The sequence below is a fragment of the Burkholderia sp. MSh2 genome (genome assembly GCF_000731655.1).
Lineage (GTDB): Bacteria > Pseudomonadota > Gammaproteobacteria > Burkholderiales > Burkholderiaceae > Burkholderia > Burkholderia paludis.
In genome coordinates this window covers 195,730-216,314 of record NZ_JPGM01000012.1, presented here as the reverse complement: position 1 = coordinate 216,314, position 20,585 = coordinate 195,730, and the positions used below count along the sequence as shown (strand labels likewise).

14 protein-coding genes are annotated in these 20,585 nt (G+C 68.7%); all 14 read left to right on the top strand.

The window, feature by feature from the left end; genetic code table 11:
* Positions 1–278 precede the first annotated feature (278 nt).
* The 14 genes from GQ57_RS09840 (at position 279) to GQ57_RS09775 (ending at position 20,575) form a co-directional block, all read left to right on the top strand.
* Complete coding sequence (locus GQ57_RS09840) at positions 279–2,438, top strand: hydantoinase/oxoprolinase family protein (protein WP_174923100.1); 2,160 nt, start codon at positions 279–281, stop codon at positions 2,436–2,438.
* Entirely contained in the window at positions 2,435–4,759 is a 2,325-nt protein-coding gene (locus tag GQ57_RS09835; RefSeq protein ID WP_034197735.1) for a hydantoinase B/oxoprolinase family protein, read from the top strand. The genes GQ57_RS09840 and GQ57_RS09835 overlap by 4 nt, the downstream gene beginning before the upstream one ends.
* A 40-nt stretch (positions 4,760–4,799) precedes the next feature.
* Positions 4,800–5,306 (top strand): acetone carboxylase subunit gamma, encoded by a 507-nt coding sequence (locus tag GQ57_RS09830; RefSeq protein ID WP_034197734.1) that lies wholly within the window; start codon positions 4,800–4,802, stop codon positions 5,304–5,306.
* Between the two features lie 355 nt (positions 5,307–5,661).
* Positions 5,662–7,689 carry a sigma-54-dependent Fis family transcriptional regulator gene (locus tag GQ57_RS09825; RefSeq protein WP_244980400.1) on the top strand — a complete coding sequence of 676 codons (2,028 nt, stop codon included), beginning with the start codon at positions 5,662–5,664 and terminating at the stop codon, positions 7,687–7,689.
* Positions 7,690–8,066: 377 nt separating this feature from the next.
* Positions 8,067–8,948 carry a KPN_02809 family neutral zinc metallopeptidase gene (ypfJ, locus tag GQ57_RS09820; protein ID WP_031399230.1) on the top strand — a complete coding sequence of 294 codons (882 nt, stop codon included), beginning with the start codon at positions 8,067–8,069 and terminating at the stop codon, positions 8,946–8,948.
* A gap of 145 nt (positions 8,949–9,093) precedes the next feature.
* Positions 9,094–9,834, top strand: coding sequence for a helix-turn-helix transcriptional regulator (locus GQ57_RS09815; protein ID WP_031399229.1), 741 nt, complete (start codon positions 9,094–9,096; stop codon positions 9,832–9,834).
* 63 nt (positions 9,835–9,897) lie between these two features.
* The gene (locus tag GQ57_RS09810; protein ID WP_235215043.1) at positions 9,898–10,533 is read left to right on the top strand and encodes a hypothetical protein; all 636 of its coding nucleotides are present in this window, start codon (positions 9,898–9,900) and stop codon (positions 10,531–10,533) included.
* 827 nt (positions 10,534–11,360) lie between these two features.
* Complete coding sequence (locus GQ57_RS38140) at positions 11,361–12,062, top strand: DNA-binding protein (RefSeq protein ID WP_052001193.1); 702 nt, start codon at positions 11,361–11,363, stop codon at positions 12,060–12,062.
* Positions 12,063–12,980: 918 nt separating this feature from the next.
* Positions 12,981–14,483, top strand: coding sequence for an aldehyde dehydrogenase family protein (locus GQ57_RS09800; RefSeq protein WP_031399226.1), 1,503 nt, complete (start codon positions 12,981–12,983; stop codon positions 14,481–14,483).
* A 70-nt stretch (positions 14,484–14,553) separates the two neighbouring features.
* Positions 14,554–15,894 (top strand): aspartate aminotransferase family protein, encoded by a 1,341-nt coding sequence (locus tag GQ57_RS09795; RefSeq protein ID WP_031399225.1) that lies wholly within the window; start codon positions 14,554–14,556, stop codon positions 15,892–15,894.
* A 230-nt stretch (positions 15,895–16,124) separates the two neighbouring features.
* Positions 16,125–17,627 (top strand): APC family permease, encoded by a 1,503-nt coding sequence (locus GQ57_RS09790; RefSeq protein WP_031399224.1) that lies wholly within the window; start codon positions 16,125–16,127, stop codon positions 17,625–17,627.
* Positions 17,624–18,214, top strand: coding sequence for a DUF3156 family protein (locus GQ57_RS09785; protein WP_034197732.1), 591 nt, complete (start codon positions 17,624–17,626; stop codon positions 18,212–18,214). Before GQ57_RS09790 ends, GQ57_RS09785 begins: the two co-directional genes overlap by 4 nt.
* A gap of 67 nt (positions 18,215–18,281) precedes the next feature.
* The gene (locus GQ57_RS09780) at positions 18,282–19,220 is read left to right on the top strand and encodes a helix-turn-helix domain-containing protein (protein ID WP_031399222.1); all 939 of its coding nucleotides are present in this window, start codon (positions 18,282–18,284) and stop codon (positions 19,218–19,220) included.
* Between the two features lie 146 nt (positions 19,221–19,366).
* The gene (locus GQ57_RS09775; RefSeq protein ID WP_034197731.1) at positions 19,367–20,575 is read left to right on the top strand and encodes a porin; all 1,209 of its coding nucleotides are present in this window, start codon (positions 19,367–19,369) and stop codon (positions 20,573–20,575) included.
* Positions 20,576–20,585: the final 10 nt, after the last annotated feature.

Here is a 20,585-nt window from a genome sequence, read left to right as displayed (position 1 = left end):
ACCGCCCACCGCCCACCGCCCACCGACTGCGCCGACCGGTCTTCGAACGCGGGAACCGTCCGGAATCCGGCCGTCCGCACGGCGCGCCGCCGTTCGGCGCGGCCCGTTGCGCCCGCGAGCGCACCGTCCGGCGGGGCCTGGCCGTGCCGGACGGATCGGGGCCACCGAGTGGCATGGTTGTTGCCTCCTTGCAAGCGAGCCGCCGCCCGGGATCGAACGACGACCCCGCTCGAACCGGAACGCGGCTCGTCACGACTTCAATCATTGGAGACATCACCATGGAAGGACTTTCGCAAGTCCAGGTCTTGGGCATCGACGCGGGCGGCACGATGACCGATACCTTCTTCGTGCGCGACGACGGACGGTTCGTCGTCGGCAAGGCGCAAAGCAATCCGGACGACGAATCGCTCGCGATCTTCAACTCGTCGCAGGACGCGCTGGCGCACTGGCAGCGCGACGTCGACGACGTCTATCCGGAGCTCGTCACCTGCGTGTACTCCGGCACGGCGATGCTCAATCGCGTCGTGCAGCGCAAGGGGCTCGACGTCGGGCTGCTCGTCAACAAGGGCTTCGAGCACGTGCACCTGATGGGGCGGGCGATCCAGAGCTACCTCGGCTACGCGCTCGAAGAGCGCATCCACCTGAATACGCACCGCTACGACGAGCCGCTCGTGCCGCTGTCGCGAACGCGCGGCGTCACCGAGCGGACGGACGTCCAGGGCGAGATCGTCATTCCGCTGCGGGAGCACGAAGTGCGGCAGGCCACGCGGGAGCTGGTCGCCGCCGGCGCGAAGGCGATCGTCATCTGCTTTCTCCAGTCGCACAAGAACGCGACGAGCGAGCGCGCGGCGCGCGACATCGTGCGCGACGAACTGGCCGCGCGCGGCGTCGATCTCCCGGTGTTCGCGTCGGTCGACTACTACCCGCAGCGCAAGGAGAGCCACCGGATGAACACCACGGTGCTCGAGGCGTACGCGGCCGAGCCGTCGCGGCAGACGCTCAGGAAGGTCAGCGACCGCTTCCGCAAGCACGGCGCGAAATTCGACCTGCGCGTGATGGCCACGCACGGCGGCACGATCAGCTGGAAGGCGAAGGAACTGGCGCGCACGATCGTATCGGGGCCGATCGGCGGCGTGATCGGTTCGAAGCTCCTCGGCGAGGCGCTCGGCTACGACAACATCGCGTGCTCGGACATCGGCGGCACGTCGTTCGACATGGCCCTCATCACCAAGGGCAAATTCGCGATCGCGTCCGACCCGGACATGGCGCGCCTCGTGCTGTCGCTGCCGCTCGTCACGATGGATTCGGTCGGCGCGGGCGCCGGCAGCTTCGTGCGGCTCGATCCGTACAGCGGCGCCATCAAGCTCGGCCCGGACAGCGCCGGCTATCGCGTCGGCACGTGCTGGCCCGACAGCGGCCTGACGACGGTGTCCGTGTCCGACTGCCACGTCGTGCTCGGCTACCTGAATCCGGACAACTTCCTCGGCGGCCAGATCCGGCTCGACGTGAATCGCGCGCGCGAGCACATCGCCGCGCAGATCGCCGGGCCGCTCGGGCTCTCGGTGGAGGACGCGGCGGCTGGCGTGATCGAACTGCTCGACCTGCAACTGCGCGAATACCTGCGCTCGAACGTCAGCGCGAAAGGCTACAACCCGACCGAATTCGTGTGCTTCTCGTACGGCGGCGCGGGGCCGGTCCACACGTACGGCTACACCGGCGGCCTCGGCTTCCGGGACGTGATCGTGCCGGCGTGGGCGGCCGGCTTCTCGGCCTTCGGCTGCGCGTGCGCGGATTTCGAGTACCGCTACGACAAGAGCGTCGACCTCGCGCTGCCGCAGCTCGCGCCCGACGCCGACAAGGCGCAGGCCGCGCAGACGATCCAGAAGGCGTGGTCCGAACTGGCCGCCAAGGTCGTCGAGGAATTTCGCATCAACGGCTTCAGCGAGCGGGACGTGATCCTGCGGCCGGGCTTCCGGATGCAGTACATGGGCCAGCTCAACGATCTCGAGATCGAATCGCCGATCGCGAGCGCGTCCGGCGCGGACGACTGGGACCGGATCGTGACGGCCTTCGAGGACACCTACGGCCGCGTGTATGCCAGCTCGGCGCGCTCGCCGGAGCTGGGCTTCTCGGTCACGGGCGCGATCATGCGCGGCATGGTCGTCACGCAGAAGCCGGTGCTGCCGGAAGACCCCGTCGCGGGCCCCACGCCGCCGGCGGACGCACGCATCGGCACGCGGCGCCTGTATCGGCACAAGCAGTGGCACGACGCGGCGATCTGGCGCATGGAGTCGCTCAGGCCGGGCAACGAGATCGCGGGGCCCGCGATCATCGAGTCCGACGCGACGACGTTCGTCGTCCCGAAGGGTTTCGCCACCACGCTCGACAAGCACCGCCTTTTCCACCTCAGGGAAGTTGTCCAAGGAGACATGCGATGAACATGATGTCCAGCCAGGAAGTCGGCTTTGCCGACCTGCTGAAGAACGGCCAGACGCTCAAGCAGTTTCGCGATGGCATTCTGGCGCGCACCGCGCAAACCGGCCATTACAACGGGCTCGAGCGGCTCGCGTTGCGCGAACGCGATCCGATCCGCTACGAGAAGATGTTCTCGAAGCTGCGCGGCGGCCTCGTGCATGCGCGCGAAACGGCCAAGAAGATCGCCGCGAGCCCGATCGTCGAGCAGGAAGGGGAGCTGTGCTTCACGCTCTACAACGCGGCGGGCGACTGCGTGCTCACGTCGACGGGGATCATCATCCACGTCGGCACGATGGGCGCGGCGATCAAGTACATGATCGAGAACAACTGGGAAACCAATCCGGGCATCCAGCCCGGCGACATGTTCACCAACAACGACTGCTCGATCGGCAACGTCCACCCGTGCGACATCGCGACGATCGTGCCGATCTTCGCGCAAGGCAAGCTGGTGGGCTGGGTCGGCGGCGTCACGCACGTGATCGACACGGGCGCGGTGACGCCGGGCTCGATGTCGACGGGCCAGGTGCAGCGTTTCGGTGACGGCTACATGATCACGTGCCGCAAGACGGGCGTGAACGACACGCCGCTGCGCGACTGGCTGCACGAAAGCCAGCGCTCGGTCCGCACGCCGAAGTACTGGATTCTCGACGAGCGCACGCGCATCGCCGGCTGCCACATGATCCGCGCGCTGATCGAGGAAGTGATCGGCGAGGAGGGCCTCGACGCGTACGAGCAATTCAGCTTCGAGGTGATCGAGGAAGGACGGCGCGGCCTGCAGACGCGCATCAAGGCGATGACGCTGCCCGGCAAGTATCGCAAGGTCGCGTTCGTCGACGTGCCGTACAACCATCCGGACGTGCAGACCTCGTCGGCGTTCGCGAAGCTCGACTCGATCATGCATTCGCCGGTCGAGATGGAGATCCGCAAGGACGGCTCGTGGCGTCTCGATTTCGAGGGCGCGAGCCGCTGGGGCTGGCACTCGTACAACGCGCACCAGGTCGCGTTCACGAGCGGCATCTGGGTGATGATGACGCAGACGCTGGTGCCGACGCAGCGCATCAACGACGGCGCGTATTTCGGCACCGAGTTCCACCTGCCCAAGGGCGCGTGGATGAACCCGGACGACCGCCGCACCGGGCATGCGTACGCATGGCACTTCCTGGTGTCGGGCTGGAGCGCGATGTGGCGCGGCCTGTCGCAGGCGTACTTCAGCCGCGGCTATCTCGAGGAAGTCAACGCGGGGAACGCGAACACGTCGAACTGGCTGCAGGGCGGCGGGATCAACCAGGACGGCGACATCCACGCGGTGAACAGCTTCGAGGCGTCGTCGTGCGGCACCGGCGCGTGCGCGATCAAGGACGGCCTGAATCACGCGGCCGCGATCTGGAACCCCGAAGGCGACATGGGCGACATCGAGATCTGGGAGATGGCCGAACCGCTGCTGTACCTCGGCCGCAACGTGAAGGCGAACTCGGGCGGCTACGGCAAGTATCGCGGCGGCTGCGGATTCGAGACGCTGCGCATGGTCTGGAAGGCGCAGGACTGGACCATGTTCTTCATGGGCAACGGCTACATGAACAGCGACTGGGGCCTGATGGGCGGCTATCCGCCGGCCACCGGCTATCGCTTCGAGGCGCATCGCACGGGCCTCGAGGAGCGCATCGCGCGCGGCGAGAGCCTGCCGCTCGGCGGCGACGCGAATCCGGATCTCCCCGACTACGAACATCACCTGAATGCCGGCGCGGTCGTCAAGCGCGACCAGCAATGCATGACCACGGAGGATTGCTACGACAACTACGACCTCTACCTGAACTACCTGCGCGGCGGCCCCGGCTTCGGCGATCCGCTCGACCGCGAGACCGACGCGATCGAGCACGACCTCAACAACGCGGTGCTGCTGCCGGAATACGCGAGGAAGGTTTACGGGGCGGTCGCGACGCGGGACGCCAACGGGATCTGGACGGTCGATGCGCAGGCCACGGCGCTGCGGCGCATCGAGATCCGCAACGAGCGTCTCGCACGCGCGCAACCGACCCGCGAATGGATGAAGGGCGAACGCGAGCGGATCCTGCGCAAGCACGCATCGACCCAGGTGCAGCACATGTTCGCGACGAGCTTCGGCCTGTCGACGAAATTCGAGCAGCGGTTCCGCGCGTTCTGGGAGCTGCCGGACACGTGGACGCTGACCGAGGACGAACTCGACGTGCCGACCTACGGCTCGAAATTCCGCATGGACCTGTCGAAGATGCCCGACGTCAATACGGTGGTGCTGGTCGAGGAGTGAGCCGGACCGTTCGCACCACCACCCATATGGAGGACTGGAGATGTCTACCTACACCAAGGAACAGATCAGGAACATGGTCGACGGCAAGCTCGACTGGGACACGACGTTGCGCATGCTGTCGATGCCGAAGGACGGGGAGCGCTTCCGGATGTATGTCGAGGCGCTGCAGCAGAAGCTCGGCTGGAAGGACCGCATCGTGCTGCCGCTCGGCCCGCACCTGTACATCGTGCAGCAATGGGCGACGAAGCACTGGGTCACGCAGTGCGACTGCGGCCACGTGTTCTGCGACTACCGCGACAACTGGAAGCTGCACGCGAGCATCTTCGTGCGCGAATCGGAGGAGGCGATGGACGAGGTCTATCCGCGCCTGATGGCCCCCGACACGCAATGGCAGGTGTATCGCGAGTACTACTGCCCGACCTGCGGCGCGATGCACGACGTCGAGGCGCCCACGCCGTGGTATCCGGTGATTCACGACTTCGAACCCGACATCGATGCGTTCTATTCGGAATGGGTGAAGCTGCCGGTGCCGGAGCGCGCGCAATGATCTGACGCTCGACGCTGCCGGCGCGGCTCGCGATGCGCCGGCCCCGCTTCGGCGCGTCCGCGCGAGGCGTTCGATTTCCGGCCGTTCGATTTTCGAACGGCCGGTTTCTTTTCGTCCGCCGGTCGACGCGGGTTTTCGCCGGCGCGCGGGGCCGGGCGACCACGCGCGGGCGCGCGCCGGCTGGCCCGCGCATTGCTTGCGGTGGCTTGCGTCCGGACGGCCGTCGCTGCGCCGGAACGGAGTACGATAGTCGCCACGCCCGCCGCCGGCTGCGGCCGGGCCCCCACAAGTCGACAAAAAGGCCGCTGCGACGGCCTTGCGGTTCGTGCCGTCGCGAAGCCGCCAGGAGACAGACATGCAACAGAGAGGCACGCCGATGGACTGGTTTCCCAGTCCGCATCACGACGCGAGCATCATGGCCGCCTGGGAGCATCTGGTGACCGGCAGCGACTGGCGCTCGCCCGACGTACGCGGCGTGATCGACGACTCATGGCAGCGCTGTCTCGTCGGCCAGGTCGATCCCGGCGTTCACCGCGCGCCGCCGCCGCTCGACGAGGACGGGCTCGTGCAGTGGCGGACGTCGAACGCGCGCCTCGTCGACGCGAGCCTGCCGCTGATGCAGCAGACCCGCGATTTCCTTTCGCAGACGGGCACGGTGATGCTGCTGGCCGATCCCAGCGGGATGATCCTCCAGCAGGAAGGCGACCTGCGGATCGTCGAGCCCGCGCGCGAGGTCGGCCTGGTGCCGGGATGCGAGTGGACCGAGCTGAATTGCGGCACCAACGCGATCGGCACCGCGCTCGCGCTCAGGCAGCCGGTCCAGATCCATGGCGCGGAGCACTTCTGCGCGGGCATCAAGCGCTGGACCTGCTCGGCGACCGTCATCCAGGATCCGCGCGACGGGCACGTGCTGGGCGTGATCGACATCTCGGGGCTGGCCGACACCTACAACCGCTACGGTCTCGCGCTCGCGGTGTCGCTCGCCGGCCGTATCGAGAGCCGGCTCGCGAAGCTGGGCATGGCGCGCCGCCTGAGCCTGCTCGACCGCTGCGCGTCGCGCTTCGGGGCGTCTTCCACCGATGCGGTGCTCGTCGTCGACGAACGCGGCCGGCTCGTCAAGGCCAACGCGCAGGTCGTTCCCGTGTTGCGCCGGTTCGGCTTCGACATCCGGTGCGACGCGTCGCTGGCGCTGCCCGAACTCGACCGCTACACGGGCGACGGCCGCCTGCCGGCAAATGCGCCGGCGTGGCTGCGACTCAGCCACATCGAAACGGTGCGCGACGGCGCGGACGTGCTCGGCTACCTGATCGTGACGCCCGGCGTCGCGAATCCGCGCGGCGCCGTGCCGCTCGCACGCGGACGGGAACGGCACGGCGATGCGCCGCGAGGGTTCGCGCGCATCGTCGGCGATAGCGCCGCGTTGCGGGAGGCCGTGAACCGGGCGCGCCAGCTCGCGCCGTCCAAGGTGCCGGTGTTGCTGCTCGGCGAGACCGGCGTCGGCAAGGAGCTGTTCGCGCAGGGCATTCATCAGGCGAGCGAGCGCGCCGACGGCCCGTTCGTCGCGCTCAACTGCGGCGGGTTGTCGAGAGACCTGCTCGCGAGCGAGCTGTTCGGCTATGCGGAAGGCGCATTTACCGGCGCCCGCAAATCCGGCGCGGCGGGCAAGATCGAGGCCGCCGACGGCGGCACGCTGTTTCTCGACGAGATCGGGGAGATGCCGCTCGACATCCAGCCGCATCTGCTGCGCGTGCTGGAGGAGAACGAAATCTACCGGCTCGGCGAGAACACGCCGCGCAGGGTGAATTTCCGGCTGGTCGCGGCGACGCACCGCGACGTGAAGGACGCCGTCGCGAAAGGCCGGTTCCGGATGGATCTGTACTACCGGATCGCGGTCACGACCGTGTCGATTCCGAGCCTGCGCGAGCGGGGCGAGGATCTGCCGGCGCTGATCGCGCACTGGCTGGCGCAGCTGTGCGACAGCTATGGCCTGGCCCCGAGAACATTCGACGACGACGCGTATGCGCGCCTGCTGCGCTATCCGTGGCCCGGCAATGTGCGGGAACTGCGCAACGCGATCGAAGGCTCGCTGCTGCTGTCGGACGGCCCCGTGATCAGGGCCGACAGGCTGCCTGCGGAGATCGGGGCGGCGGCGTCGGTCGATGCGTGCGCGGTGCAGGCCGCGGACGCGCTCGCGCCGGACGTCGGCGATTCGTTGAAGAAGGCCGAGGCGGAATCGATCCGCCGCGCGCTCGCGCGTCATGCCGGCAACCTCACGAAGACGGCGGGCCAGCTCGGCATCGCGAAGAGCACGCTCTACGAAAAGATCCGCAAGTATCGTCTGCTCGATGCGGTGAGCGACGTCCGCCGGAGCCGCGCGCGGTAAGCCGCGGCGGGTGCCGCCGTGCGACGGGCGCAGCCGCCCGTGGCGTCGTCGCGTCCTTCCGGCCGCGCCTGTCGGCATTTTGCAAAGAATGACGGTGTTGCCGGCCCGATCCCACTATGCTTCGCTTTTTTGCGATAGGCCGCCGGGGACGGCACAATGTCCGCGCTCGCGCCGTCGAGGGACGCGCGCCGGTGTTTCATGCGGGTGCCCCGGTCGTCGTGTATCGACAGGTCTGCGAGCGGGCGAACGCGTGGCCGGCCGGATGACGCCTCGATGCGATGGCGGGCCGGACGCCGCCCGCCGCCCGTCGCAACGGGAATCCATCGCGTGCCGGGGTCTGTCCGGCACGTACAACGACAACGAAGGGAGGGCCGTCCATGAGGCTGGACGACGAAAGGGAAAGCACGAACGTCGAGGATCGTCGCGGCGCCGGCGGTTTCGGCGGCGGGCGAGGCGCGACGATCGGCATCGGCACGATCGTGGTTGCGCTGGCCGCGTCGTATTTTTTCGGGATCGACCCGCGCGTGGTGCTCGAGGGCGCCTCGGCGCTGCAGGGCCGCCAGCAGCAGGCCCAGCCGGCCCCGGCGCAGCGCCAGGGTGCGCCGGCGAACGATCCGGGCGCGGTGTTCACGCGCAAGGTGCTCGCCAACATCGAGGATACGTGGTCGGGCATCTTCTCGACCCAGCTGCATGCGCAGTACCAGCCGCCGAGGCTCGTGATGTTCACGAACTCGACGCCGACCGCCTGCGGCACGGGCCAGACCGCGATGGGGCCGTTCTATTGCCCGGCCGACCGCAAGGTGTATATCGACCTCGGCTTCTACGACGAGCTGCGCCGGCGATTCGGGGCGGGCGGCGATTTTGCGCAGGCTTACGTGATCGCGCACGAAGTCGGCCATCACGTGCAGAACCTGCTCGGCATTTCCGACAAGGTGGATGCCGCGCGCAGGCGGTCGACCCGCGCGCACTCGAACGCGCTGTCGGTGCGGATGGAGCTGCAGGCCGACTGTTTCGCCGGCGTATGGGCGAACAACGCCCAGCGCGCGAACCGGCGGCTGATGGAGCCCGGCGATTTCGAGCAGGGGCTGAAGGCGGCGGCCGCGATCGGCGACGATCGCCTGCAGCAGCAAGGGCAGGGCTACGTCGTGCCGGAAAGCTTCACGCACGGCACCAGCGACCAGCGCGTGTACTGGCTGCGGCGCGGGATGGAGTCGGGCGAGGTGAGCGCCTGCGACACGTTCGCCGCGAACGCGCGCTGACGGCGCGTCCGTCGTCGCGTCCGCGTCGTCCCGGCCCGGCCCGGCCGGGACGATTTGCCGATTTGTGCTCACCGGCACGTGGCGGCGCCGGTAGGCTGGCCCGGACCTCGAGATTCGATCCGTTCGCCCGCCCGCCGATTCCGCCATGCCGACCTCATCCGTTTCCGCCGACCAGGGCGCCGCCGACTGGCAACGCGCGCTGCGCGCGTGCGTGGACGCGTTCGACGCGTTTGCGAGCCCGTCCGCGATCGTGTTCTACCGGCTCGACCAGAGCGGCGAACCGGCCGATTTCGAGCTGTTCGGGATGCCTGAATCGATGCATCGCACCTATGTCGCGCGCTACCGGATGCTCGATCCGCTGCATCCGTCGCGCTGCGCGGCCGGCGAGCGCGCGGTCGTCACGCTCGCGTCCCAGCTGCCTGACGAAAGACGCGACGCCTCCGCGTACTGGACCCGTTTCCTGCGGCGGCACGACGTGGCCGACGTCGTCGAGATCTGGCTGCGCGACGCGGGCCGCACGGTCGGCGCGTTCTCGCTGCTGCGCTTCGGCGCGGGGCGCGCCGACGGCGACGGCACGGCAGGGCGCTTCGCGCCCGGCGAAATCGACGCGCTCGCGCGGCTGCAGCCGGTCGCCGAGGCCGCGCTGAGCCCGCTGCTGCGCGCCCGGCGCGGGATTCACCGGATCGGCTGCGAGGAGCGGCTCACCTATCGCGAGGAGCAGATCGCGCGCCTCGTGCGCGACGGCTGCTCGAACAAGGAGATCGCGCGCGATCTCGCGCTGGGGCAACCGACCGTCAAGACGCACCTGATGCGCATGTACCGCAAGCTGGGCGTGTCGAACCGCACGGAACTGGTCGGGGCGCTGTTTCTGTCATCCGGCGCATAATCGCGGTCCGGACATCGACCTTTTCCCGATCGCGGATTCATGAATACCCAAGCGCTGCTGGCCGTGCTGCTCGTCCTGCCGGGCGCGTCTTCCACCCTGGCCTTCGCGCAGCAGGGCGATGGCGACGCATGCGTCGTGCTGCTACCGACCCGGATGATGGCCGACGATGTCGGCACCCCGCCGGCGGACGGGTGGCTCGGGCTCGCGCCCGACGGGCGCCGCTGGAAGCTCGCGCCGGCGCGCCTCCGCCTCGAACCGGTGCAACCGGACGGTGAAGTCGTCGACATCCGGTCCGACCTCGCCAATGCCGTCGCGCTGTTTCGTTGCGGATCGCTCAGGCCGGGCAAGGTCGACGCGGCGAACGTGGCGCTCCCGAACGGCGGGGCGGTGATCGAGCCCGGTGTCGAACCGTTGCGGGTCGGTTTTCACGGCCGCCGGTATGCGTTGCGCTACACCGCATCCGGTTCGGTGATCGCAGAAGGAGGCGGCCGGCGGTCGGTCCTGCATGATTTCGGCGGCAGCATGCCGCCGTTCCGCGCGACCCTGATCTGGGCGGGCAACCTCGATCGTGACGGCGGGCCGGACTTCCTGATGGAATTCGAAAGCGGGATCGGCGCGAACGTCTGCCTGTTCACCTCGCGCGGCGCCGGCCGGAACGAGCGGGTCAGACGCGCGGGCTGCACGGAGATCAGCGGCTGACCGGCAATCGATGGGGATGCGTGCCGGCTGAACGGGCGGAACGGGTCGGGGCGCTGTTTCTGTCATGACTCGGCATGTCGGCGCTGCGGGCCGTGCGGTACGTCGCGCGCTTGTCGAATCGACCGGGATCGATCCGGCATCCATCTTGCCGGCGGCACGCCGCCGCTGAGAAGCGTGGATGTACACGGTGCGCCAGCAGCCGAATTCCGCCGAAGGATCGCACTTCCGGCGACGAAATCCTGCAGGGTCGACTTCCGCCGTGCGGCCATGCAATCCGGCGCTGGTTCGGCGCAACCGGACAATTCGATCGGAGATGACGGGGGCTGGCACGCTGCGATTCGCACCGAACGCCGCTCAAGGCAAGTGCCGCAAGTGACAAATGTTCAATTTTTGCCGTATCCGGATCGGTAGCATGGAGTCCTCGTCGCTCCGGCCTGGAACCATGCGTTGATGTGGCGTTTCTCGTGTCGAAATCGTCAGTGTCACCTCCCGATGGCTTTCCCGACGGTATCGCGGCAGGGTGGCGCGTGCGTCAGGAAGACGCTGTCCGCCGGCACGGGCGTGCCAACCCCGCAGCGGTCGCGTTGGCGCAACTGCTTGGGTTTGCCCCTTCAGCGAAGCCCGCCGCCAGCCAAGCCGGGAGAGCAATCCCCTCCCGATCGTGACAACGTCGATTCGCGGATACCCGAACCGCAGTGTTCGTCACGTATCGTCTCGCGGGCCCGGGCAAGGGCCATGCGGCATTCATCGCGGGCAAGTCCTCGCTACGCGAATCCGCCCGGCGGGCTTGATCGATTTCCCTGCTCCGTGACTCCCCGACCCCAGTGATGGCGAACGAACCGAACATCTCTCAGGAGAAAGTCAGCAAGGTGGCGGAACAGATCCGCGACGCGGGCGGTCGCCCGACGGTTCGCGCCATCCGCGAGCGCCTGGGAACGGGCTCGATGACGACCGTGCTGAAGTTCTTTCAGGTATGGCAGGACGCCCAGATCCGGCCGGCGGAGGTCCCGGTCGTCCTTCCGCATGCGGTACAGCGGGGGGTGCTGGATTTCGTCGCGGCGGAAGTGGAGCGGGGCAGGGCCGAGTTGCGGACGGACCTTGAAATCGCGAACCAGGTCAATGCGGATCTCGTCCTCGAATTCGAACGGCAAGCGGCAGTCGGCGAGAATCTGTCGGCGTCGCTCGTGCGCGCGGACGCGGAAAAGGCCGCGCTTTCCGGGCGTCTTGCGCGGATGGAAGCGGAGCGTGACGAGGCTCGCCGAGGCGCGGCGGCCGAACGCGCGGCGGCAGAATCCGTGCGCCTGGATCTGGCCAGGGCGTTGCTTCGGCTCGAAGCGCTGTCACGTCTGGAGGCGGATCTCAAGGCCGCCCGCGAGGGCCTGGAGCAGGAACGCGTCGCGCGCATGAAGGCCGATCAGGCGGCAGCGGTGGCGGCCGCGAAATCCGACGCGGCTCGCGACGCGCAGCAAGTGCTCGAGCGCACGCTCGAAGCGTTTCGGTTGCATGGGCGGGAGAAGGAGGCCGATTAGTCCGATCTCCGTGCGGAACTCAGGAAGCGGCGCGGCGTGGCGGCGCCCCTTCGTTCCGAACGACGTACGGCGATCCGGCGGCCGAGGGCGCGCGCGCCGTTCGACGCTCCGCGTGTCGACAAGAAGTCGACCGGCGCGGGGAAGTAGTGCCCGGTGAATGGCGCTTCCGATGGAAGGGGCGAATCCGGACCGTGAGGTCGGCGGCCGACGAATACCGCTGAAAGCCGGCGTGAGGGCGCTCCGGATCGGTGGCGATCGACACTCCCCGGTCTTGCGCAATTGCGTCGGGCGCGATGTGGCCCGTATGTCCGATCGCCCGCGGCAATCTTCCGCGAAGAACCCGGAATGCCGTACCCGGGAGGAGGGGCGCGAAGGGCGCGGGAGCAATGCAGTCCGGAGAGACCGGGGGAGTCGCTATCGCTTGCTCAAAATACGATAGCCCGGACTGCGAAACGATATTAACGCCGGTCCATCTGCGGCATTGTGAACAGTTGTGATCGTGTCATGCGTCGGGTCCGAATGTGTCCCTCGATCGCGCATGCCGGTGCCGTCAATCGCGCAAGCCGTTCGTGAGTCGTCCCCTTCGGAGCGAGCCGTCGCGGCTCATTCATCAGACATGACGAGACCCCGGCGGGGCCATGCGGCGGCGAGCAGGCTGGTCCGACGCCGGCGCCTTCCGCCCTCGCTTGCAAGGCCATGTCGATCGTCGCGTGAGAGCTTGCACCTGAACGCCTTGCACGACCGGCATCGTGCAAGGCCCGTTTTTCCCGCCGGCCGCCCCACGGCGTTCGAACCCGCCACCTGTCTTCCACGCGCTGCCAATTTGCGCTCACCGGGCGCGATCCCTCGCCGATACAGTGGTCCGACGTCCGCGTGCCTCCGCGCACGCGGCCCGCCACGACAATCCTCGAGACGCCCATGAGCAACACGAACCTCGTCGCCGTCAGCGACACCGTGCGCACCTTCGTTGCGCGCGAATTCGGCCTCTTCATCGACGGAGACATGCGGCCCGCGCACGCGGCCGCGCGACTCGACGTGTACGACCCCGCGACGGGCGAGCGGCTGGCGACGGTCGCGGATGCCGACGAACACGACGTCGACCGCGCGGTCGCCAGCGCGAAACACGCATTCGACACCCGCGTGTGGAGCGGCCTGCGCCCGGCCGACCGCGAGCGCATCCTGCTGAAACTCGCCGACCTGATCGAGGGCGACGCCGAGACGCTCGCGCAGCTCGAAACGCTGAACCAGGGCAAGTCGATCCACGTGTCGCGCGCGATCGAGGTCGGCGCGAGCGTCGAGTACGTGCGCTACATGGCGGGCTGGGCGACCAAGATCACCGGCCAGACGCTCGACGTGTCGATCCCGTTCCCGCCCGGCGCGCGCTATACGGCCTATACGCGCAAGGAGCCGGTCGGCGTGGTCGCGGCGATCGTGCCGTGGAATTTCCCGCTGATGATCGCGGTGTGGAAGCTGATTCCCGCGCTCGCGGCCGGCTGCACGATCGTGCTGAAGCCGTCGCCGGAAACGCCGCTCACCGCGCTGCGCCTCGCCGAGCTGGCCCGCGAGGCGGGGGTGCCGCCCGGCGTGTTCAACGTCGTCACCGGCGGCCGCACGTGCGGCGCCGCGCTCGCGCGCCATCCGTCGGTCGCGAAGATCTCGTTCACGGGCTCGACCGCGACCGGCAAGCTGGTCGGCGCGGCCGCCGTGCAGAACATGACCCGCTTCTCGCTCGAGCTGGGCGGCAAGAACCCGATCGTGATGCTCGACGACGTCGACGTCGCGCAGGCGCTCGACGGCGTCGCGGCCGGCGCGTTCTTCAACCAGGGGCAGGTGTGCGCGGCCGCGTCGCGCATCTATGTGCACCGCAGCAAGTTCGCGCAGCTCGCCGACGGCCTCGCGGGCGTCGCGCAGTCGATGAAGCTCGGCGCGGGCCTCGACACGACCGCGCAGATCAACCCGCTCGTGTCCGCGCACCATCGCGACAAGGTCGTCCAGCACATCGAGGGCGCGCGCCGTGCGGGCCTCACGTTCCTCGCGGGCGGCACGCCGGCCGACGATCTGCCCGGCTACTACGTGAAGCCGGCCGTGATCGCCGATCCGCATCCGGACAGCGCGATCGTGCGCGACGAGGTGTTCGGCCCGGTGCTCGTCGTCGTGCCGTTCGACGACGCGGCCGACGCCGTGCGTCTCGCGAACGCGTCGCCGTACGGCCTCGCCGCGAGCATCTGGAGCAACGACCTGACGCGCGTGATGAACCTCGTGCCGCAGATCGAGGCCGGCACCGTGTGGGTGAACTGCCATATCCCGCTCGACCCGTCGATGCCGTTCGGCGGCTACAAGCAATCGGGCATCGGCCGCGAATTCGGCCAGTACGCGATCGAAGGCTTCACCGAAACCAAATCCGTCTGCATCGCGCACTGACGCGCGCCCCCAACCTCGAACCCGAACCCCGGGCGATCCGGGTTCACACGATCCGACAGTGGAGACTGCAATGAGCTACAACGAAGCGAAATTCTGGCACCCGATGCTGCACCCGAACGAGATGAAGCAGCGCACGCCGATCCGTATCGTGCGCGGCGACGGCTGCTACGTGTTCGACGAACAGGGCCGCAAGCTCGTCGACGGCGTTGCGGGCCTGTGGAACGTGAACGTCGGCCACAACCGCCAGGAAGTGAAGGACGCGATCGTGCGCCAGCTCGACGAGCTCGAATACTTCCAGCTGTTCGACGGCATTTCGCATCCGCGCGCGGAAGAGCTGTCGAAGAAGGTGATCGACCTGCTCGAACCGGAAGGCATGCGGCGCGTGCTGTACAGTTCGGGCGGCTCCGATGCGATCGAGACCGCGCTGAAGATCGCGCGCCAGTACTGGAAGGTGCGCGGCCAGGCCGACCGCACCAAGTTCATCTCGCTGAAGCAGGGCTATCACGGCACGCACTTCGGCGGCGCGTCGGTGAACGGCAACACGGTGTTCCGCCGCAACTACGAGCCGAACCTGCCCGGCTGCTTCCACGTCGAGACGCCGTGGCTGTACCGCAACCCGTTCACGCAGGATCCGGAGGAACTCGGCCGGATCTGCGCGGAACTGCTGGAGCGCGAGATCCAGTTCCAGAGCCCCGACACGGTCGCCGCGTTCATCGCGGAGCCGATCCAGGGCGCGGGCGGCGTGATCGTGCCGCCGGCCAACTACTGGCCGCTCGTGCGCGAGGTGTGCGACCGCTACGGCGTGCTGCTGATCGCCGACGAGGTCGTCACGGGCTTCGGCCGCAGCGGCAGCCTGTTCGGCAGCCGCGGCTGGGGCGTGCGCCCGGACATCATGTGTCTCGCGAAAGGGATCTCGTCGGGCTACGTGCCGCTCGGCGCGACGGTCGTGAACGCTCGGATCGAGGACGCCTTCGCCGCGAATGCGGATTTCGGCGGCGCGATCATGCACGGCTACACGTACGCGGGCCACCCGGTTGCGTGCGCGGCCGCGATCGCGAGCCTCGACATCGTCGTGAAGGAAGACCTGCCCGCGAATGCGGCGAAACAGGGCGCGTATCTGCTCGAGGCGCTGCAGCCGTTCGCGGAACGCTTCGCGGCGGTCGGCGAAGTGCGCGGCAAGGGGCTGATGCTCGCGCTCGACCTCGTCGCGAACAAGGCGACGCGCGAGCCGATCGACCCGCTGTCCGGCTATGCGAACGCGGTCGCGGAAGTGGCGCGCGAAAACGGCGTGCTGGTGCGCCCGGTCGGCACGAAGATCATCCTGTCGCCGCCGCTCGTGATCCAGCGCGAGCAGCTCGACCGGATCGTCGACGCGCTCGCGGCGGGCTTCGAGGCCGTGCCGTTCGCATGACCGCGTGACGGCGACCCGCGGCGGGCGGCGTGACGGCCGTCGCGGGTTTGCCGATTTGCGCTATGACCGGATTATTTTGCCTGCGTATTTTTTCGACATCGGATCACGATGTGATCGACAGGGGTCCAGGGTACCGAAGCGCTGAAGCGCCGCCCCGGGCCGACCGCAAGGCATGTGGCCTCGGGCGCCGGCAACGCGCCGGTCGAGGCCGATCAAGGAAGGAGACAAAGATGTCGGGATGGTCAGGAGTGACCGGCGCGGCGGGCGAGACGTCCGCGGGCGCACCGGGGGAAGCGGGCGGCGGCACGGCGCTGAAGGCGGGTGCGGTCGGTTTTCCGACCGCGCTGGCGAGCGCCGTCGGCCTCATCATGGCGAGCCCGGTGATTCTCACCGCGACCTCGGGCTTCGGGATGGGCGGCTGGGCGTTCGCGGTCGCGATGATCATCGCGTTCGTGATGATGCAGGCGCAGGCGACCACGTTCTCCGAAGCCGCCGCGATGCTGCCGACGGCCGGCTCGGTTTACGATTACCTGTCGTGCGGGCTGGGCCGCTTCTGGGCGATCACCGGCACGATTTCCGCGTACTTCCTCGTGCACGTGTTCGCCGGCACGGCCGAGACGATCCTGAGCGGCATCATGGCGCTCGTCAACTTCGAATCGCTGAACGCCGCGTTCGAGAAGCACAACAGCTCGTGGCTCGTCGGCGTCGGCCTCGTGATCACGTTCGCGATCACCAACATCATCGGCATCAAGGTGTTCAGCAAGCTCGAGATCGTGCTGACGGCCGGCATGTGGCTGTCGCTGATGATCTTCGGCATCCTCGGGCTCGCGGCCGCGCCGGCCGTGCACCTCGACGGCTGGTTCGGCGGCTCCGAAGTCGGCACGTCGGTGCCGGCCGTGCTGTCGCTCGTCGGGATGGCGATGTTCATGTTCGTCGGCTGCGAGTTCGTCACGCCGCTCGCGCCGGAAATGAAGGCGCCGGGCCGCACGATTCCGCGCGCGATGGCGCTCGGCCTCGTCGGCGTCGCGATCTGCATGTTCCTGTACGGCGCGGCGATCCGCCGCCAGGTCGCGAACGTGCCGGTGAGCCCCGACGGCCTCACGCACCTGCTCGACACGCCGGGCGCGATTCCCGCGTTCGCGCTGCAGGTGCTCGGGCCGTTCGGCCGCGTGTGGTTCGGCATCGCGTTCCTGTGCGCGGGCGCCGCGACGATCAACACGCTGATGGCCGGGTTGCCGCGCATCCTGTACGGGATGGCGATCGACGGCGCGCTGCCGCGCTGCTTCGCCTACCTGCATCCGCGCTTCAAGACGCCCGTGGTCGGCATCGTCGCGGCGGCGATCGTGCCGATCGTCCATGCGTGGCTGATCAACGGCAATCTCGACAGCATCCTGCACCTCGTACTCGCCGCGACCTGCGCGTGGGGCACCGCGTACCTGCTCGTCACCGCGTCGGTCGTGATGCTGCGCATCCGCCGCCCGGACCTGCCGCGCCCGTACCGCTCGCCGCTGTTCCCGCTGCCGCAGATCGTATCGAGCGTCGGCATCGTGCTGGCGATCTGGTACATCACGCCGCCCGGCATGAACGCGCGCGACATCTACGTGCCGTTCGGCGCGATGCTCGGGCTGACCGCGCTGTATGCGCTGTTCTGGACGCTCGTCGTGCAGCGCCGCCACCCGTTCAAGCCGGTGCCGGTCGAGGAAGTGCTGCGCAACGAGCACGTCGCATCGTGAAGCCTGCGCTCGCCCGCTGGCGCGCGGCGCCCGCCGCGCCGCCGCCCGGCCATCGCCCGGGCGCGATCGCCGCGCGCGTGCTGGTCGACCTGCAGGCCGCCCGCGACGACGGCGTCGTCGGCGGCGGCCTGGCCGCGCGGCTGCCCAACGGCGTGCGGATCGGCGTCGAGGAGCGGGTCGAGCGCCAGTTCCTGATGCATACGGTCTGCGTGAAGGTCGCGGCGACCGTACCCGGCCCGGCCGCGCAGGGCAGCGCGCGCGTGCGTCAGACCGGCTGGCTGCGCCGCACGGGCATCGACGCGGTGCCCGGGGCGGATTGCGACCCTGTTTTCATCCGCACGGTGGCGGCGCTGGTCGCGGCGCCCGCGCTGGCCGGCGCGCTGCGGCCGCTGCACCTGACCGACTGCACGATCGACGCGCGCGACGGCCGCTGGACGCTCGCGATCGTGCCGTTCGGCGGCAGCGAGGTCGTGAACCGGATGCCGTCGTTTCGCCGCTACGTCCGGCTGACCGGCGAACAGGCCGCCGCGCTGTCGGCGGCGCTGCTTGCGTTCGAAACCGCACTACGCGGGATTTTGCACGGGTAAGCTGTGGCGTTGCGGCCGGGCGAACGTGCGGGCCGCATCCAGAATCAGGGTTTTACCGGAGGCGCCGATGTTGTTCCAGTCACGCTCACACGAAGACGTGCACGACCACGGGCTCGCGATCGCCGGCTGGCATCAGGTCTACCGCCAGATGACGCCGGGCCGCTTCAAGGGCACGGTCACGCAGGTGCTGTACGACGATTTCCACTTCTTCCGCGAAACGACCAACCGGCGCGTCGCGCAGACCGGGCTCGCACCGGCCGGGCGCACCTCGCTCGCGGTGCCGCTGTCCGTGCCGCTCGCGGGCACGTTCCAGGGCCAGCCGATCGACGGCTATGCGCTGCTCGCGCTGCGCGCCGGCGAGGATTTCGAATTCCACACGCCGGAAGGCATGGGGCTCGTCGGGATCAGTGCGGCGTCCGACATGGTCGACGAGCTGTGCGAAGCCGAGTTCGGCGCGGCCGGCGCGCGCAAGCTGCGGCACGTGACGCGCCTGTCCGACGAGCAGGGCGTCGCGCTCGGCGTGCGGCTGTCGGCGCTGATCGACGACGCGCAGCGCAATCCGGGCCACCTCGAATACGCGGCCACCCGCAAGATGTTCCGCGACGCGATGCTCGGCATGTTCCTCGACGCGCTCGAACAGGGCATCGGCGTCGAGCGCCGCGACATCACGCACGCCACCTACAGCGACATCGTGAGCCGCTGCGAGAAGCACCTGCGCGACCGGCCCGAGGAGCCCGTCACCGTGCTCGAACTGTGCCGCGCGCTGCGCTGCAGCCGCCGCACGCTGCAAACGAGTTTCCAGCGTGTGGCCGACGTCACGCCGGTCGGCTATCTGCGCACGATCCGGCTGAACGCGGTGCGGCGCATGCTGCGCACGACGTCGGTGCAGCAGCTCGGCGTCGGCGAGGCCGCCGCAAGCTGGGGCTTCACGCATCTCGGCTATTTCGCGCGCGAATATCGCGACCTGTTCGGCGAGCTGCCTTCCCAGACGACGCGTCCCGAATGACGTCCGCGCGCCGTTGCGTGCGGCGCGTTCCACCGTTTGCCGATTTGCGATAGAGGTCCTGAATTTTCGCTGGATAGAGTCCTGTCACCCATATCGATAACTCCATCGGTTTGCACTGCGAACCGATGACAACAGAGGGGCGGGACATGAAGATCGGACGACGACTGGCCACGGCGGCGGCTACGCTGGGCTGCCTGCACGCACACGCACAGACCTCGGGCAGCGTGACGCTGTACGGCACCGTGGACACCGGCATCATCTACTCGACGAACCAGCAGTTCACGCGCGCCGACGGCAGCACGGGCGGCGGCCATGCATGGCAGATGGGCGGCGGCAACCTCGTGCCGTCCCGCTTCGGCTTCCAGGGCGCCGAGCCGCTCGGCGGCGGGCTCGACGCGGTCTTCACGCTCGAGCAGCAGTTCCTGTCGGCGAGCGGGCAGGCGCTGCAGGGCGGCACCGCATTCAGCCGGCAGGCGTGGGTCGGGCTGCGCAAGGACACGATCGGCACGCTCGGCCTCGGCCGGCAATACGACTCGTACACGGACATGCTCGGCGCATACGCGTCAAGCAACAACTGGGCGACGCCGTACGGCTCGCATCTCGGCGACGTCGACAACCTGAACGCCGCGTTCAACTTCAACAACGCGGTGAAGTTCACCAGCACGGATTTCAACGGCCTCACGGTCGGCGGCACGTTCAGCTTCGGCGGGCAGGCCGGCGACTTTTCCGCGAAGCGCGGCTATGCGGTGGCCGCGACGTACACGCGCGCGCCGGTGGCGTTCTCGGTCGGCTACCTCGACCTGCACCAGCCGCTCGACGCGGCGCTCGGCGGCGCGAACGGCTATATCGGCGATTTCGCGTGCAGCAACCCCGGCGCGATGTACTGCCTGCTGCAGGACGCCGGCTCGATGCGCGCGTTCGGCGCGGGCGGCTCGGTGACGCTCGGCGCGGCGACCGTCGCGCTCACCTACACGCATACGCGCCTCGGCGACAGCCGCTACTTCTCGGGCGCCGCGCAGCCGGGCACGCAGGCGTTCACGTTCGACATCGGCGAGCTGAACGTCACCTACATGTTCACGCCGGCGCTGCAGGGCGGCGTGGCCTACATCCTGAATGCCGCGCATACCGACGGGCGCGGCACGACGCGGTTTCACCAGGTGAACGTCGGCACGAACTACAGCCTGTCGAAGCGCACGGCGCTGTATGCGGTCGCGATCGGCCAGATCGCGAGCGGCACGGGGCTGGGCACCGATGCGAACGGCAACGCGGTGAATTACGCGCAGATTCCGGTGCTCGCGAACAGCAACTCGAGCCGGCAACTGGCCGTGATGGCCGGGATCCGCGTGAACTTCTGACCGGGCCGGG

What these genes read in the sequence shown, in the direction of transcription:
- GQ57_RS09840 (WP_174923100.1), top strand. Translation starts at nt 279, where the DNA reads ATGGAAGGACTTTCGCAAGTCCAGGTCTTGGGCATCGACGCGGGCGGC.
- GQ57_RS09835 (WP_034197735.1), top strand. Translation starts at nt 2,435, where the DNA reads ATGAACATGATGTCCAGCCAGGAAGTCGGCTTTGCCGACCTGCTGAAG.
- GQ57_RS09830 (WP_034197734.1), top strand. Translation starts at nt 4,800, where the DNA reads ATGTCTACCTACACCAAGGAACAGATCAGGAACATGGTCGACGGCAAG.
- GQ57_RS09825 (WP_244980400.1), top strand. Translation starts at nt 5,662, where the DNA reads ATGCAACAGAGAGGCACGCCGATGGACTGGTTTCCCAGTCCGCATCAC.
- ypfJ (WP_031399230.1), top strand. Translation starts at nt 8,067, where the DNA reads ATGAGGCTGGACGACGAAAGGGAAAGCACGAACGTCGAGGATCGTCGC.
- GQ57_RS09815 (WP_031399229.1), top strand. Translation starts at nt 9,094, where the DNA reads ATGCCGACCTCATCCGTTTCCGCCGACCAGGGCGCCGCCGACTGGCAA.
- GQ57_RS38140 (WP_052001193.1), top strand. Translation starts at nt 11,361, where the DNA reads ATGGCGAACGAACCGAACATCTCTCAGGAGAAAGTCAGCAAGGTGGCG.
- GQ57_RS09800 (WP_031399226.1), top strand. Translation starts at nt 12,981, where the DNA reads ATGAGCAACACGAACCTCGTCGCCGTCAGCGACACCGTGCGCACCTTC.
- GQ57_RS09795 (WP_031399225.1), top strand. Translation starts at nt 14,554, where the DNA reads ATGAGCTACAACGAAGCGAAATTCTGGCACCCGATGCTGCACCCGAAC.
- GQ57_RS09790 (WP_031399224.1), top strand. Translation starts at nt 16,125, where the DNA reads ATGTCGGGATGGTCAGGAGTGACCGGCGCGGCGGGCGAGACGTCCGCG.
- GQ57_RS09780 (WP_031399222.1), top strand. Translation starts at nt 18,282, where the DNA reads ATGTTGTTCCAGTCACGCTCACACGAAGACGTGCACGACCACGGGCTC.
- GQ57_RS09775 (WP_034197731.1), top strand. Translation starts at nt 19,367, where the DNA reads ATGAAGATCGGACGACGACTGGCCACGGCGGCGGCTACGCTGGGCTGC.